Source organism: Paenibacillus sp. FSL K6-1318 (assembly GCF_037976905.1).
Taxonomy (GTDB): Bacteria; Bacillota; Bacilli; order Paenibacillales; family Paenibacillaceae; genus Paenibacillus; species Paenibacillus amylolyticus_A.
In genome coordinates, this window is sequence record NZ_CP150270.1 from 6,666,186 (window position 1) to 6,682,222 (window position 16,037).

Consider the following 16,037-nt stretch of genomic DNA (forward strand, 5'->3'; position numbering starts at 1 on the left):
CTGATTTCACCATGGTAAAAACACAAGCTGTGCTCCTCATCGGTGCTATGGTCCTATATGCATATACCCACTTCAAGGCATATCCTACCAGTTTCAGTAAATTCCTTTCCTACTTCATCCCCTCCAACAACTCCCGATACCGCCCAATCTGCGCCTCTGTCGCCTCTTCCCGCAATGATTCCAACAATGCTGTGCACCTTATAAAATACCGATCCATCCTTAGCTTATCCGCTAACCTGATTGCCTGCAAAATGAACTCCACGGCCTCCTGTTGTCTTCCCATCCACTGTTCATACAAAGCCCGCTGATAACAGTAATGGTACATATCAACGTTGTTTGAAGAATCCATTTCTCTGCCAACACCCTGTATCTGATCCTCGAACACATGTAAAACCCGATCAATCTGCCACCTATGCCGCACTGCTGCTTCCGTAATCACCTTCAGACCTGCCAACCATCCCTCCGGATGCTCAAGCAAAAAGTTCACAAACTCCTCCAGCAGTTGCACCTGCCCGGCTTCAATCTCAAGAACATACCGATTCGCCTGTGCCTTATGCCTGAACTCCTGCACCACCTGCATGCCTACCTCATCCAGATTCTCCATCCATCCCAGATCTGCATATTGATCGATAGATGCTCGCGCCCGATCTACCTGTCCCATCTTCTGGTGAGCCATACCCCGCATTAAGTGACTGAACCCGTAATAGTAGACCAAGGGCCGCTCGATGTGTATATGTGGTGCAGGCACTCCCTTTGACTGATACTCCTGCCGCTCTTCATGGATGGACTGCACACATTGATATAACATGTCCGCCCGCTCCATCACCTTGTTCCAATTTTCAAAAGCCACAGCCATGTCCAACATTTCAACAATGATGTCCGGTTTGAGTGATTTTAGGATAGAAGATCGCAAAGATAATCCTCCTTAATTATCGATTTTCTTATAATTGTATAGATAAACCAAAAGAAGATCAATATAAATTGTACTTATAAGTACTTTTATTTAAAGATTCAGTTTGCATATATTAGTCTGTAAGGATTCCATAACCTCTTCTAACCTTAAGTGGAGGTGATCAAATGAGTTTACCAGAGTATGTAGGCAATCGAATACGTGAATTAAGGAAGGCCAAAGGCTGGACTCAGGAACAACTAGCGGAAGCAGCAGGTCTTCATTACAGCTATATTGGTGGAGTTGAACGAGGAGATCGTAACATTTCTTTGGAGACTCTTGAGAAAATAATCAATGGATTGCAGGTCACTGCTGAAGAAATCTTTAAATTCAAAGAAGACTCTGAGTACAAAAGAGCCTTGGATGAACATATAACTTTAATAAGCGGCAAAAGTACAGATACAATCATATCATTGACCAAAATTAGCAAAGAAGTTTTATATGCTATCGACAAATCACATAAAAATTCCGAATAAATATCTCTACATCAAAATCATACGCTAACACCAAAAAGAGTGGAGTACGTCTCCACTCTTCTCTTATTTCCCTTTTCAAATAACTCCCCGCTCAAACACCCCAAACTCCACCCGGTTCCGCCCATTCTGCTTCGCCTGATACAGTGCCTTATCCACCGCAGCGAACAGCTGGGTCAAATACCCCTCCGGATTGTCCGGTACATGCTCCATTTCAAAGTCTTCAAAGGACAGAATCCCAATACTAATCGTAATGGACACCTGCATAATCTCGTGATCCACCATAATGCGATTAGACTCCACAGCGGTTCTCACGCGCTCCGCGATCTGGTTCGCCAAGTCATGCTCCGTATGCGGAAGGTAGATCATGAACTCTTCCCCGCCATAACGCGTCAAAATATCCGTACTGCGAATGGATTGTTTGACCGCCTCCGCTGTGCGGACGAGTACTTCGTCCCCGATGACATGCCCGTAGCGATCATTGATCGCTTTGAAGTAGTCGATATCAAGCAGCAGGAGGGAGAATGGTGTTTTGTATTGAATATTGGTAATGACCTCGTGATTCAGGTGTTGGGTCAGATAACGGCGGTTGTAACAGTTGGTTAAACTGTCCGTCAGCGCGAGTTCCTCCAGTTTGCGATTGGCCTCGGATAACTCCAGACGGATCAAGTCTAGCGCCTGATTTCGCTCCTGAAGCGTTACGTTCTGACGATTCATCTCTTTCACGTAGAAACGCTCCTGCGAGACATCCTGGAACGTGAGGATATGACCGATCGGCACAAGAGCCGAATCCACAATCGGAGACGATTGCAGGATAAAGTGCCGGATATTGCTATCCCGCTCCACGATTACTTCAATGTGAGAGAGGGTATTTTCTTTTTTCTTATAGTGATTCACGAACTCCCGACAGCTGCCCACAACATGAACAGACTCCAGAAAGGCTTCCATATCAAAAGAATCCCCCACATGCAGATCCATAAAGGATCGTGAGGCTTTGTTCGCTTCAACAATGACTTCATTCTCATCCAGTACCAGGATGCCGTATGGAATGGTATTGATTACGTCCTCATGGGCGATGGAGACCAGATCGAACACATTGTATCTTTTGATCACATAGACAAAGAACAAGTCCGACAGAAAGATCCCCAGCGAAGTCATGCCAGGAATGATCGGCAACCAGCGGGCTAGAACGACATTCAGAATCGCATCAATCGTTGCAAACACAGCCAAGACTAAGATACCCCATAGGGTGATCCTAACCTGTTTTTTAATCATGGCAGACGTCTGCGAAGAATACACTGCCCGGAATAGAACCACGAGAGACGTCACGAAATAGCTCACCAGAATAACCATCACAACCCAGAACCAAGGGCCGTAAGCCCGCTCGATGTACCCGCCCTCCAGTGGGATGACGAACTCATTCCATGGATTTGCGACCACACCTATAGCCCCGATCACCGCTGGGACAAATAGCAGGAACGTTCCTTTTGCACTCAAACGCTCTGAATAGCCGGTAATAAAGATCGTCAATAGAAGCCATCCGCTCCCAAGCAGGGAGACCGCGACGAATGATAACGTAACGTAGAACAACTGCAGACCGGAATCATCCGTGAGCGTACTCGCAAATTGGCAGAAAGGCCAGAGCATCATCAACCCGTGGAATAAAAAGTACACCTTATGTAAGTTCGTAATTCTAACCGTAGCAAATACATATACACCTACACCAAACAATAGGACGAATAAAAAGAGATCATACCATACTAATGGGTTCACGAATCTTCTCCTTCTTAGATGCTACAATGACAACGTGGTTGTTCATGATTCTATATGACATTCATTTAAAACTTCAATAAACACTTATATTCTATACTGCTATGGCAATCTTATTGGTTAATTTAACCATATCTTATCACACCACCAAAAGGGTGAGTAGCCCATACACTGGAAGTCCGACCAACCTCTGATCGAAATGCTGATCTATTTCTGATTATTTATGAATGCTTTTGAAGGTTTGGAGTACAAACAGGAGAGGAAGATCAGCTGCTCAGGAGTTATTCAGCTATCATCAAGTGGTCGATATTGAGCCATCCGGCTACCGGACGGCTCTTACATCATTCGTTTACTGCATCCAGAGGGAGATTATCCGTGAAAAGATCAGGGTTATCCTTGAGCATCTTCGTAATTACCTCTGCCGTCTTAGCCGCATCACACACTCTTACGACCGCATCGCCGAGCTTTCCTTTACGCATCGCACCTTCGCGAACCAGTACCTCGTCTACTTTCCAGAAATGCTCCGACCATGGCAATCCACAATGTCTGCGAGACGGTACTGAAATCTGGCTTCCATCTGGTAAAACCGTATACAGCATCTCATGCTCGTCCATCATTCTGCCAGGGATGTCCACCCACTCTTCGACCCCATGGATAAATGTGTTCCGCTTCAAGTCTACGCCTACTAACAAGATCGTCGCTTTCCGATCCAGCAGCTTGCCCCATGCTGAACCTCTCGCACATGGTGTATCAAAGAGATGATCGTCCTTCGTAAATACCTCTGCATCCCTCCCGAGTGCTGCTACCGAGTGCGTTGGGTGCCACGAACGAACCACGCCCGGACGTTTACGGAAAAGTTCAGGCAGAATGCCCACGCAACAGGTAGAATTTTCCACGTGGAACAATGGGTTATCCGCATTAATGGTAGACCATGTATGGGTGGGAAGCACCAGCAATCCCTCTTTCATATAGTCGGTAAAAGCATCCAACACCGTATCCGCTCCACCTTCAACCTCGCCTATACTTTTCATCGAAGAGTGAATGAGCAACGTGCCTTGTCCATCAACATTAAGCTGCTCTAGTTGCTGCATTAAGCTTTCTTTTGTGTACATAATATCCTCCTCCATTTCTTATCCCATCTCTATGAAAAAGTAAAACCTTGCTCAGCTTCACATCATGCTTCTCAGCATAACAAACAAAGGGCCGAGGGTTAACCCCCGGCCACAGAGAAAAAAAATGTATGAGTTCAGGCAGTAGCTGCCAATCCACTTTTACTTAATAATAACGTAATCCAGATTCACCAGCTTCGCATACGTCACGATTTGATCTGTCGTCAGGTTCAAGGATACGACTGTATGGTGACCACCACCATTTTCGATCCATGCTTTTACCCCGTCCTGGAAGTTAGGCTTCACGCTCCACAGAACACGTGCTACCGGCAGGTTAGGGGCTGGAACAGTTGGCTCGAATGCAGATACTTCGTTGATCAAGAGTTTGTAATGTGTACCGAAGTCTGCCATGGATACCACGACACCTTCACCTGCTTTGCCGTCGAATACGAGACGAGCCGGATCTTCACGATCGCCAATACCTAGTGGGGACACGATGATTCTTGGTTTCGTGCTGGCAAGTGTAGGATCTACTTCAAGCATGTGAGATTGCAGGATCGCTTCCTGTCCAGCGGCCATCTCGTATGTGTAATCTTCCATGAAGCCCGTGTTCTCGTTATGAGCCATGATTTTCAGCAAGCGATCCAGCGCAGCTGTTTTCCAGTCACCCTCACCGGCAAATCCGTACCCTTGCGCCATCAGGCGTTGCACGGCCAGACCCGGAAGCTGCTTCATGCCATGCAGATCTTCGAAGTTTGTAGTAAAGGCGCTGTAACCACCCTCGTCCAGGAAACGTTTAATCGCAATTTCATAGCTCGCTTGCACACGTACACTGGCTTCCCAAGCTTCCTTGCTGTTTGTGCCATAATCGAATTCGTAGAGGTCTCCATACTGAGCAATCAAATCATCAATTTCCTGCTCTGTTACAGCGTTCACGTATTGCACGAGGTCGCCGATGCCGAAGTAATCAACAGTCCATCCAAATTGGATCTGTGCTTCTACTTTATCGCCTTCAGTTACGCCCACGTTGCGCATGTTATCACCGAAGCGAGCGACTTTAAGGTTGAAACCTTCATTATAAGCTACCGCTACGTCCATCCAGTCTGCAACCTGCTGTTGCACTTCTGGGCGCTCCCAGTATCCAACAACGATTTTATTTTGTTTTCTCAGACGGGCATTAATGAAGCCATATTCGCGGTCACCATGTGCAGCTTGGTTCAGGTTCATGAAATCCATATCGATGGTTGCCCATGGAATGCTTTCGTTGAATTGGGTCGCTAAGTGCAGCAAAGGTTTTTGCAGCAATTTTGTACCACGAATCCACATTTTCGCCGGGGAGAATGTATGCATCCATGTGATGACACCCGCTACTTCGTCGCGATAGTTGACTTCCTTCATCGTGCTCGTGATTTTATCTGCGCTTACCGCCAGATCCTGCAATACGAGCGGGTAAGGCAGTACGCCGCTTGCATTAAGAGCATCCGTGATTTTCTGTGCGTTGGCTTTTACTTCACCCAGTGCTTCTTCTCCGTACAAATGCTGTGAACCGACCACAAACCAGAATTCTTTTGCTGCTGACATATAATCATCCTCATTTCATTATTTTATAGTTGAATAAATGGGTTACACTAGCACACTGCGCAGCCAGAATAATCTTTCGATCACTGGTTATCCCCGGATTTCTTTGATTCCCTTTTTGCAAAGGGAAAATCCTGTGATAAAGGCGAACGCTCCGCTTCTCCAGCTTTCTTCTGTCCTCTCCGTTATCGTGTAAAAGGTATAGTTGAACAAGTCATTCCCACACCAAATCACTTGTAAGCCAGAACATGCTTCCAGTCACTGTTTTAACCTAATTACTTTTGTCCGTAATACGCGTCTTTTCCGTGTTTTCGCAGATAGTGTTTATCCAGAATGCCTTGTGGCAGTTCCTTCGCGAAGTTATTCAATTGCCGAGCATAAAGGTTCATTTTGCACACTTCCTCCAGCACAACACTGTTCACCACCGCTGACTTGGCATCTTTCCCCCACGTAAACGGCGCATGCCCATGGAGCAATACTGCTGGAACAGCCATAACATCAATTCCACGCTGCTCAAACGTTTCAATAATGACGTGTCCTGTCTCCGCTTCGTATCCACGATCAACCTCGTCCTGGTTCAGGAAACGCGCGCAAGGCACCGCCCCGTAGAACGTGTCTGCATGTGTTGTACCCATTACAGGTACGTCCAGTCCGGCTTGCGCCCAGATGGTCGCCCACGTGGAGTGTGTGTGCACGATGCCGCCAATCTCCGAGTAATGCTTATATAGTACGGCATGAGTTGCGGTGTCCGAGGAAGGTCGCATCTCACCCTCAACTACGTTACCGTCCAGATCAACTACAACCATGTCGCTTGCTTTCATCACATCGTAGCTGACGCCACTTGGTTTGATGACGAACAGACCGCTTTCCCGATCGATTGCACTGACGTTACCCCATGTGAATTTCACAAGTCCGTGCTTGGGCAGTTCTAGATTCGCCTGGAATACCTCTTCCTTCAGTTGTTCTAACATGTTATTCCCTCCCGTTCTCTAATAGTGCGTGTTCAAAAAGTCGGTTTTCAGTACCGAGAAGATGGGATGAAGCTAGAAATGGAGTAGCGGAGCGTAGATAGAGCTACGTGAGCAACCGCAATGTTTCCAAAGGAAACATACTTCGTAAGCCCCTACTTATTTCGGCTGAATTCCATATTCGATGTTGATGATGCCACTAGGCATCCTTCGTAATCAAAAGCGGTCTTTTTGAATATCCTCTACCAGATGATCTACAGCTGATTGCTCAATTGTGAGCCCACTCCGATAGCGTTCGATAAATGCTTCAAACCCTTTCACATCCGATGCATCCGGTGCCACTTCCACTCCCTCAACATCGCTAAATACCTTCTGCTCCAGGAACACATCCAGGCTCTCCTCTTGATCCTTGTTGATCATGTACGATGCCAGAAGCGCCATGCCCCATGCGCCGCCTTCACCAGCTGTAGACATCACTGATACCGGTACGTTCATCGCAGCAGCTACAATCCGTTGTCCGACGACGGGAGTCTTGAACAGGCCACCATGAGCCAAAATACTGTCAATGGCTACATTCTCTTCCTCCGTCAAAATGTCCATCCCCAGCTTGAGTGCACCGAAGGCACTGAACAGATGTGTCCGCATGAAGTTTGCCAGATTGAAGTTGCTTTCCGGGGAGCGGACGAACAATGGACGGCCTTTCTCAAGTCCCGTAATGTTCTCACCTGAGTAATAACCGTAGCTGAGCAAGCCACCACCATCTGGATCTGCCTCCAAAGCCTTGTTAAACAACACGCTAAACAACTTTCCGTTGTCCACTTCATATCCCATCGCTTGAGAGAATTCACGGAACAGTCCCACCCATGCGTTGATATCACTGGAACAGTTGTTGGCATGCACCATCCCTACTGGACTACCATCCGGTGTGGTGACCATATCGATCTCGGGATACACTTTGGACAATTCCTTCTCCAGTACGATCATCGCAAATACGGATGTGCCGACGGAGATGTTCCCCGTACGTTTTCTCACGCTATTCGTTGCCACCATACCTGTTCCAGCATCGCCCTCTGGCGGACAGAGCGGAATGCCTGCTTGCAGATCTTGCGAAGGGTCAAGCAACTTGGCTCCCGCTTCCGTCAATGCACCTGCGTTCTCACCAGCGAGATATACCTTCGGAAGAAGGTCCTCGACCTTCCACGGATAACCTTTGCCTGCGATCCGTTCATCGAACTGTTGAATCATGGATGGGTGGTAATTATGTGTAGACTCGTCAATTGGGAAAATGCCTGAAGCATCGCCGATCCCAATCGCCTTATTGCCCGTCAGCAACCAGTGGATGTAACCAGCCAAGGTTGTCAGGTGATCGATCCGTGGCACATGCGCCTCTTCGTTCAAAATCGCTTGATACAAGTGGGCAATGCTCCAGCGTTCCGGAATATTGAATTGCAGAAGTTCCGTTAGCTCCCTTGCAGCTGCTCCTGTCGTAGCGTTACGCCAGGTGCGGAACGGTACCAACAGTTCACCCGCGCTATCCAATGCGATATATCCGTGCATCATGGCCGAAAATCCGATGGAACCGACCGTGCGCAGCGTAATTCCGTATTTCTGTTCCACATCTTGCTTCATCTCACGATAAGCCGTTTGCAGACCTGTGATGATATCCTCCTGGTTGTACGTCCAATATCCATCTTTCAGGAGGTTCTCCCATTCATAACTGCCTGATGCGATGGTCTCAAAACGCTCGTCAATCAACACCGCCTTAATCCGCGTTGATCCAAATTCAATTCCAAGCGAAGTAGCGCCCTTGGTAATGGCTTCTTTCAAGTCCAGTTGACTCATAATCAGGTGTATCCCCTCTCCGGTCGCGATTTCACATCCCAAAGGATGCATATATAAATTGAAGCTTCTACTCATGGCAGTGACTAATCACGAATTTTTGTATAAATGCTTCCTGTTGTGTTTTCAAAGAATGCGCTTTCCTTTTCTGACAGCCTTAGTATATTTTTTGTACGTACATTTGTCAATAATATATAATAGTTATACTTACAAAGTGTGTATATTGCACTCTATTTGAACATTCAAAGGTCTTAATATAGTTATAAATCGGCTATGCTGTAAGGTACACCTCTATCTAAAAAGGCCGGATATGTACGGTTTATTTCAAAAATTGTGCTGTTTTATATGCATTCAAACTGAATCATGCTAAAATATGTACGTACAACTATTTGAACAACAACGTTGATATAGATGAGTAACGATGAAAGAAGTGGACTACGTGAAGCCAAAATACCAGGTCATCATTGATGATATAAAGAGTTATATCCTTTCGGGGACATATAGCATAGGTGAACAGATCCCTACGGAGTCGGCATTACAGGATAGCTACAACGTGAGTCGCCAGACGGTGCGGAAGGCTATTTTGGAGTTATCGAACGAAGGGTTTTTACGAAGCGAAAAAGGGTCAGGAACCTACGTCAGCAATCAGTATCGATCACGATCAGGCGGCCATACGTCAAAGAAAACGATCGGTGTGATCACGACGTACATCTCAGATTACATCTTTCCGTCCATTATCCGCGGTATTGAAAGTCGTCTGAATGAGGACAACTACTCGTTACTGCTGGCCAGCACCAATAATGATGTGGCACAGGAGAAAAAGGCACTCGAAATGATGCTCTCCTACGGCGTGGATGGCCTGATCGTCGAACCGACCAAAAGTAATCTGTACAACCCAAACATTGCATACTATCTGTCCTTCAAAGAGCAGGATGTGCCGTTTACGATGATTAATGCCTTTTATGAGGAGTTGGAGGTTCCATTCTTCTGTCTGGATGACGTGCAATCCAGTTATCTTGCCACTCGGGAATTAATCTCCAAAGGCCACACCCAGATTGGTATTATTGCGAAAATGGATGACTTACAAGGAAAGTATCGGATGAAAGGATACATCAAGGCACTGGGTGAAGCGAAGTTAAGGTTCCATCCTGAGCAAGTGCTTTCCTTTGATACCGCATCGAAACCGGATTTATCCTCTAATGTAGCAACGTATCTGGACGAAAACAGGGATTCGCTCACCGCGATCGTCTGTTATAACGACGAGGTGGGACTGGAGGTCGTGCACGCCTGCAGGCAACTCGGCATCTCGATCCCGGATGAATTATCCATCATTGGACAGGACAATTCGTACATCGCCAAGAACGCCAACATAAGGCTTACAACGCTAACCCATCCCCAAGAGCAAATGGGCCGTGATGCTGCCGACTGGGTAATCAAGAATCTGCAGGGCAAAAAGGATCTGCCAACGAACACCTACTATCAGCCCGTGCTGGTTGAGGGAGAGACGGTGAAGGAGATCGAAGTGGAATAATATTGTTGTGGGACGGGCGGTAAAGTGTTACCGAGCGTTTCTGTTCAGCATCCTTAAAGAAGGCCGTCAGAATTATCTGCGGCCTTCTTTGTTCTTGTTCAATATAATGAGGGATTAACCTCTTCGTACATATACATCTTCTCTAATAGAAACTACTTCGTCTGATCCGCCTCATCACTTACCAAACTTACAACGACGCCTTTCTTCTCCAAGTTTTCAGTTAAGAACGGATATTAGAATACCTTTCCAACAAATGTGGCCCTAAAATGATATGACCCTTTACAATTTTTTCATTGACACTGCCTTTAATAAAAAGATATATTTATTGATGTTGATAATCATTATCAGATATATAAAACGTTTTATATATCTACTTTTTGCATTCCAACGGATGTAATTGTTCAACCAGGATGTTCAGCACTACCAAATACATTTTAAGATTCAGGAAGGGGAAACACATGAATACAAAGAGAAAGTTTCCATTAATGGCGTTACTGATATCACTGGTCTTTATCCTGGCATTAGTTGGTTGTGGAAGTAAGACTGCAGAGCCAGCAGCAACTCCTGCAGCAGGTGACACAGCAGCTACCGAAACACCAGCAGCTACAGATGAGAATGCCGGATATCCAATTACAATTAAACATGCTTTGGGCGAAACAGTTATTGAGAAAAAGCCTGAACGTGTAGCTACAGTACAATGGGCGAACCAAGATGTCGTTCTCGCGCTTGGACAAGTTCCTGTAGGTTTCTCGGCTGCTAACTTTGGTGTGCAGGATGACAGCGGACTGCTGCCTTGGACTGCGAAGAAACTCGATGAACTCGGTGTAACCGACCCGAACGTTTTCCAAGATACAGACGGTCTTGATTTTGAAGCGATTTCCGATTCCAACCCAGATGTTATTCTTGCAGCATACTCCGGTATCACTCAGGAAGACTACGATCTTCTTAGTGAAATTGCTCCGGTTGTAGCTTACCCAACGGCTCCATGGGCAACGACATGGCGCGAGCAGGTTACTTTCAATGCGAAGGGTATGGGTATGGAAGCAGAAGGCGAGCAACTGATCAAAGATACGGAGGCCATGGTTAACGAAAAATTAGCTGCATATCCTCAGATCAAAGACAAAAAAGTAGTTTGGGTTAACTTCTCCGCTGAAGACATGTCCAAACTTCATATCTATACACCTGTAGATTCTCGTGTATCTTTCCTGGGTGAGCTGGGATTGGTTATTCCAGAGAGCATCACAAGCCAAATTACAGACCCTAACAGCTACTCCCTGAGCTTAAGTGCAGAGAATGCTGAAGCCCTTAATGATGCAGATATTATTGTTGGATACGGAAATGCTGAGTTGCTGAAAGCCATTCAGGCTGATCCGTTGCTGGGTAAAATCCCTGCGGTTAAACGTGGTTCTGTAGCGTTCATTGAAGCAGATACACCTTTGGTTGCTGCTGGAACGCCAAACCCATTGTCCATTTCCTACACGATCGATGATTATTTGAAATTAATTAGTGGAGCAATCGACAAAATCAATGAATAGTACATCGGTTCCGAATGAAAACCGAATACGTGCACATGTCCCCAAGAACTTCATCTTGGTGTTAGTGATTTGTTTTATCCTGCTCGGTGCAACTATGATTGCCTCACTGGTCTTTGGCTCTAGACCCGTGAGGTTTCATGAGTTAATCGACGGATTATTTCACCCGGAAGTAGACTCTTATGGGGCAAACATCGTGCGCAAACGGATCTCCCGAACAGTCTTCAGTTTGTTATGCGGGGTAGCACTCGGCGTATCAGGAGCACTTATGCAAGCCGTTACCCGGAATCCACTTGCCGACCCAAGTATATTGGGTGTAAATACAGGGGCATCTCTGTTTGTGGTTATGGGTATTGCATTCCTGAACATCAGCAGCGCCAATCAATATATCTGGCTGGCACTGGCCGGAGCTGCAATAACGGCTGTGTTCGTATTCGGAATCGGCTCAATGGGGCGTGGCGGAGCCACGCCCATTAAGCTTGTTTTGGCCGGAGCGGCCATCAGCGCCGCGCTCTCCTCACTCGTCACCGCCATTATGATCCCTCGTTCGTATGTCATGGACCAGTTCAGGTTTTGGCAAGTGGGCAGCGTAGGATCGGCAACCTGGAGTGGAATCAGTACATTCATCCCGTTCCTGCTCATCGGCATACTCATTGCGTTTCTTACAGCTCCGGCTCTGAATGCGCTGGCTTTGGGTGACGATGTTGCAACAGGACTCGGTGTTCGAACAGGGACACTTCGATTCATTGCGGCTCTTGCAGGGGTTCTATTATGCGGAGCAGCTACTGCGCTCGCTGGACCGATTGGTTTCATCGGATTGTTATCTACCCACGTCATACGCCTTATACTGGGTCCCGACTTGCGTTTTGTCATACCCATGTCAGCCGTTGCTGGAGCGATCATTCTAACGATATCCGATGTCGGTGGCAGACTCATCAGCAACCCTGGAGAGCTTGAAGTCGGCGTCGTTACCGCCTTTATAGGTGCTCCAATATTAATCATCCTCGCGATGCGATCGAAAGTGCGTTCATTATGAGAGATCAATCGATTGAATTTATTATGGCGGGCAGACGTCATCGACGTCGCCGCTGGATACTTGTCACCAGTCTCCTTGCCATACTTGCATGTGCTCTTTGCTGCGCCATGCTTTTGCTCGGCAACACAATCTATCCGGTTAAAGATGTCATCAGCTCCCTTTCGGGAGAGAAGATCAAAGGTGTCTCTTTTGCCGTAAATACCATACGTTTACCGAGAATGCTCACAGGTCTCTTTGCCGGATTTGCCTTCGGTATTGCAGGTTATACCTTCCAGACCATGTTGCGGAACCCGCTGGCGAATCCTAATGTTATCGGGATTACGTCAGGTTCAAGCGCTGCGGCTGTGTTTTGTATCGTCGTGCTTCATGCAAGCGGAGCCATTGTTTCCCTGGCTTCAGTGATTGCAGGTCTGGCTACGGTGTTGTTCATCTATGTACTCTCCAGAGGAAAAGTGTTCTCCATCGGAAGGTTAATACTTATCGGGATCGGTATTCAAGCCATGCTTGATGCGGTCATCTCCTATCTCCTACTGGTTAGTTCTGAAAAGGATATCCCTGCCGCAATCCGATGGCTCACAGGTAGTCTGAACGGTTCTCAGATGAGTGCACTACCACCTCTCGTGATTACCGTGCTAATCTGCTCACCCATCATCATGATGCTGGGCAAACACCTCAGTATATTGGAACTCGGAGAACAATCGGCGTTTTCACTAGGTGTAGACACGGACAAGACCAGAATTGCGCTTATTGTGAGTGCGGTCTGCATGGTTGCCATCGCTACGGCGACTACAGGCCCGATTGCCTTTGTCTCCTTCCTTGCGGGACCTATTGCGAAGAGACTCGTAGGTGTTGGTTCTTCGAACATTCTCCCGGCAGGTCTGGTTGGCGTTAATCTGGTTCTTGCCTCAGATCTTATCGGACAGTTTGCTTTTGAGTACAGATTCCCCGTAGGCGTCATTACCGGATTACTCGGAGCACCGTATCTGATCTTCCTGTTAATCCGAATGAATCGTAAGGGGGAGTTATAATGAAACCGACACATGTATTTGAAGCGAAACAACTCGTTGCCGGATATGAAAATAAAACCATTATCCACGGTGTGGATATCGTTATACCGAGCAATCAAATAAGCGTCATTATTGGCTCTAATGGTTGCGGTAAGTCTACCCTTTTGAAAACGATGGCCAGGCTCATTAAGCCTACCTCCGGCAGCATTACGCTGGACGGCAAAGCCATCAGCAAGATCCCGCCCAAGCAATTGGCTCGTGTAATCGGACTACTCCCGCAGTCTCCCATTGTTCCGGAAGGCATTTCGGTAGCGGATCTGGTTGGCCGTGGAAGATTTCCACACCAGTCCTTGTTCAGTGGCTGGACCAAGAAGGATTATGAGGCAGTAGCCGAAGCCATGACCATTATGAACATTACCGAGTTTGCCAATCATAATATTGATGAGCTTTCAGGCGGTCAGCGTCAGCGCGTCTGGATTGCCATGGCGCTGGCGCAACAGACGGATATCCTCTTTCTCGATGAGCCGACGACCTTCTTGGACATCACGTATCAAGTCGAGATTCTGGACCTGCTTACCGAGCTGAACCGCAAACATGGAACGACTATTGTGATGGTACTGCACGATATCAACTTATCGGCACGGTATGCAGATCATATCTTTGCGCTTCACACCGGAAAACTTGTGGCTGAAGGCAAGCCCGCAGAGGTCATAACCGCCCCACAGGTCAAAGATATTTTCGGATTGGAATGTACGGTTATTGAAGACCCCGTTTCGGGATCACCGATGGTGGTGCCTAAAGGGCGATATCATGCGAAATAGACAAATAGCGGCAGTTGCGACAAAGATCCCTTTGTCCTAACTGCCGCTAATTTATTTTGGCCTAATCGATTTTAGCTAGAAAGCGAATAGTTACCGAGGTCCCCTGACCTTTGGCGCTGTGATATTCGATCGTTCCCTCATACTTTTCCACGATATTGTAGCAGATCATCAATCCCAGTCCCGTCCCATTCGTTTTCAATGAATAAAATGGAGTCCCCAGCGATTTCACCTCTTCCTCTGTCATGCCACTTCCCTGATCCGTTATTCTCATCTCCACCCACTGCTTCACTCTCTTCGCAGTTACTTTGACGGTTGTACCCGCCTCCGAAGCTTCCAATGCATTTTTGATGAGATTGATCAGTAACTGCTTGAACTCTATGGTGTTAATAAGAATTGTACAACTCTCTTCTACCTGTACATCCATATGCTTGTCCGACAACATCGCATAGGAGCTGAGCAGACCGGTCACACCCTCAAGAACCTCCTTAACATCCACCTTCTCTGGTCTCAGTTCTCTATTAGGTTTGGCAAGGGTTAGAAATTGAGAGGTCACCTGCTCGACGGTATTCAGCTCATCAATCATTAAAGCAAACTTATTTCTGACCGGTTGTTCAAAAGAGGTATCTTCTCGATACAGCTGCAAAAAACCTCGCACAACCGTCACTGGATTACGAATCTCATGTGCAACAGCAGCAGTTAAATGGGCGATCATTTTCAACCGCTCCGATTGCTGTAATTGTTCAAAATACAGTTGTTGCTTCCTCATCCGAGAAAAGGTCAGGTGGAAAATAAGAAATAGAATGATTTGGCTCGCCATAATATTGATAAAATTGCCGACCACATCCGTATGTATATATGCATACTCGTTACCTTGGTTATACAGAAGATTGTATCCAAACGTAATGAGAATCAAAATTCCATTTAGAATCAACGAGCAATAGAATAATTTCAGGTCATAGAACAAGATGGCGAGAGCTGGAAGGAGACAAATGAGAATATAGGTTGTCCACGACTGGGGATACAAAAAAGCAAGCGTATAGAAGTATGCAAACCCGATCAGAATGATGCTTAATCTAAAGAGAAACGTCTCCACCTTTGGATACAGCAATAGACATACGGCCAGAACGGTTACGCATAGGCAATGGATCACATACCCCACCGTAATCCCGTTCAGTTCGGTCGTGGACAGGATTAATCCCGATAACATCAGAGCAATAATCGTAAGCATTGAGATGTAATACGTTTTCCGATTGATCTGACTATGCATTTCTTTCATGAATTCACCACTTTTAGATGGAATTGGATGTAGTCCACTTTTGGCTCTCTACAATATCATTGTATCTTATTTAACGACCTGCATATATGGGCTCTGATTAAACACCCCTCAGAAAAGAGGATTACACTAAAAAGCCATACGGATGACA

Annotated in this window: 13 protein-coding genes; 6 read left to right on the top strand and 7 right to left on the bottom strand. The window is 46.6% G+C overall.

Annotation, left to right across the window (positions count from 1 at the left end; all coding sequences use genetic code 11):
* Positions 1-109: 109 nt before the first annotated feature.
* Complete coding sequence (locus NYE45_RS29810) at positions 110-913, bottom strand: DNA-binding protein (RefSeq protein ID WP_340015076.1); 804 nt, start codon at positions 911-913, stop codon at positions 110-112.
* Positions 914-1,077: 164 nt separating this feature from the next.
* Here NYE45_RS29810 and NYE45_RS29815 point away from each other — a divergent pair, with 164 nt between their 5' ends.
* Positions 1,078-1,425: a helix-turn-helix transcriptional regulator gene (locus tag NYE45_RS29815; RefSeq protein ID WP_340015077.1), complete on the top strand. Its 348-nt coding sequence runs from the start codon at positions 1,078-1,080 to the stop codon at positions 1,423-1,425.
* 75 nt (positions 1,426-1,500) lie between these two features.
* Here NYE45_RS29815 and NYE45_RS29820 read toward each other — a convergent pair whose 3' ends face one another.
* The 5 genes from NYE45_RS29820 to NYE45_RS29840 all read right to left on the bottom strand — a co-directional run bounded on the left by NYE45_RS29820 (position 1,501) and on the right by NYE45_RS29840 (position 8,689).
* Positions 1,501-3,195, bottom strand: coding sequence for a diguanylate cyclase (locus NYE45_RS29820; RefSeq protein WP_340015078.1), 1,695 nt, complete (start codon positions 3,193-3,195; stop codon positions 1,501-1,503).
* A gap of 338 nt (positions 3,196-3,533) precedes the next feature.
* Positions 3,534-4,304 carry an AAC(3) family N-acetyltransferase gene (locus tag NYE45_RS29825; RefSeq protein ID WP_340015080.1) on the bottom strand — a complete coding sequence of 257 codons (771 nt, stop codon included), beginning with the start codon at positions 4,302-4,304 and terminating at the stop codon, positions 3,534-3,536.
* 159 nt (positions 4,305-4,463) lie between these two features.
* Entirely contained in the window at positions 4,464-5,882 is a 1,419-nt protein-coding gene (gene araA, locus NYE45_RS29830) for an L-arabinose isomerase (RefSeq protein WP_340015081.1), read from the bottom strand.
* Between the two features lie 272 nt (positions 5,883-6,154).
* On the bottom strand, positions 6,155-6,850 hold the full coding sequence (locus NYE45_RS29835) for an L-ribulose-5-phosphate 4-epimerase (RefSeq protein WP_340015082.1): 696 nt from the start codon (positions 6,848-6,850) through the stop codon (positions 6,155-6,157).
* A 213-nt stretch (positions 6,851-7,063) separates the two neighbouring features.
* The gene (locus tag NYE45_RS29840; protein WP_340015083.1) at positions 7,064-8,689 is read right to left on the bottom strand and encodes an FGGY-family carbohydrate kinase; all 1,626 of its coding nucleotides are present in this window, start codon (positions 8,687-8,689) and stop codon (positions 7,064-7,066) included.
* A 436-nt stretch (positions 8,690-9,125) separates the two neighbouring features.
* Between NYE45_RS29840 and NYE45_RS29845 the strand changes: the two genes are divergently transcribed.
* The 5 genes from NYE45_RS29845 (at position 9,126) to NYE45_RS29865 (ending at position 14,613) form a co-directional block, all read left to right on the top strand.
* Positions 9,126-10,217, top strand: a complete 1,092-nt coding sequence (locus NYE45_RS29845; protein WP_340017454.1) for a GntR family transcriptional regulator — start codon at positions 9,126-9,128, stop codon at positions 10,215-10,217.
* Positions 10,218-10,675: 458 nt separating this feature from the next.
* Positions 10,676-11,752 (top strand): iron-siderophore ABC transporter substrate-binding protein, encoded by a 1,077-nt coding sequence (locus NYE45_RS29850; protein WP_340015084.1) that lies wholly within the window; start codon positions 10,676-10,678, stop codon positions 11,750-11,752.
* Positions 11,745-12,785, top strand: a complete 1,041-nt coding sequence (locus NYE45_RS29855) for an iron chelate uptake ABC transporter family permease subunit (protein ID WP_062836571.1) — start codon at positions 11,745-11,747, stop codon at positions 12,783-12,785. The genes NYE45_RS29850 and NYE45_RS29855 overlap by 8 nt, the downstream gene beginning before the upstream one ends.
* On the top strand, positions 12,782-13,813 hold the full coding sequence (locus tag NYE45_RS29860; protein WP_340015085.1) for an iron chelate uptake ABC transporter family permease subunit: 1,032 nt from the start codon (positions 12,782-12,784) through the stop codon (positions 13,811-13,813). The genes NYE45_RS29855 and NYE45_RS29860 overlap by 4 nt, the downstream gene beginning before the upstream one ends.
* Positions 13,813-14,613: an ABC transporter ATP-binding protein gene (locus tag NYE45_RS29865; RefSeq protein ID WP_062836569.1), complete on the top strand. Its 801-nt coding sequence runs from the start codon at positions 13,813-13,815 to the stop codon at positions 14,611-14,613. Before NYE45_RS29860 ends, NYE45_RS29865 begins: the two co-directional genes overlap by 1 nt.
* Before the next feature lie 61 nt (positions 14,614-14,674).
* On the opposite strand, the gene NYE45_RS29870 is transcribed toward NYE45_RS29865, so the two are convergent.
* Entirely contained in the window at positions 14,675-15,889 is a 1,215-nt protein-coding gene (locus NYE45_RS29870; RefSeq protein WP_340015086.1) for a HAMP domain-containing sensor histidine kinase, read from the bottom strand.
* Between the last annotated feature and the right edge of the window lie 148 nt (positions 15,890-16,037).

Bases quoted from the DNA above. Each gene is read 5' to 3' on its own strand.
- NYE45_RS29815 (WP_340015077.1), top strand. From the start codon at position 1,078: ATGAGTTTACCAGAGTATGTAGGCAATCGAATACGTGAATTAAGGAAG.
- NYE45_RS29825 (WP_340015080.1), bottom strand. From the start codon at position 4,304: ATGTACACAAAAGAAAGCTTAATGCAGCAACTAGAGCAGCTTAATGTT.
- araA (WP_340015081.1), bottom strand. From the start codon at position 5,882: ATGTCAGCAGCAAAAGAATTCTGGTTTGTGGTCGGTTCACAGCATTTG.
- NYE45_RS29835 (WP_340015082.1), bottom strand. From the start codon at position 6,850: ATGTTAGAACAACTGAAGGAAGAGGTATTCCAGGCGAATCTAGAACTG.
- NYE45_RS29840 (WP_340015083.1), bottom strand. From the start codon at position 8,689: ATGAGTCAACTGGACTTGAAAGAAGCCATTACCAAGGGCGCTACTTCG.
- NYE45_RS29850 (WP_340015084.1), top strand. From the start codon at position 10,676: ATGAATACAAAGAGAAAGTTTCCATTAATGGCGTTACTGATATCACTG.
- NYE45_RS29855 (WP_062836571.1), top strand. From the start codon at position 11,745: ATGAATAGTACATCGGTTCCGAATGAAAACCGAATACGTGCACATGTC.
- NYE45_RS29860 (WP_340015085.1), top strand. From the start codon at position 12,782: ATGAGAGATCAATCGATTGAATTTATTATGGCGGGCAGACGTCATCGA.
- NYE45_RS29865 (WP_062836569.1), top strand. From the start codon at position 13,813: ATGAAACCGACACATGTATTTGAAGCGAAACAACTCGTTGCCGGATAT.
- NYE45_RS29870 (WP_340015086.1), bottom strand. From the start codon at position 15,889: ATGAAAGAAATGCATAGTCAGATCAATCGGAAAACGTATTACATCTCA.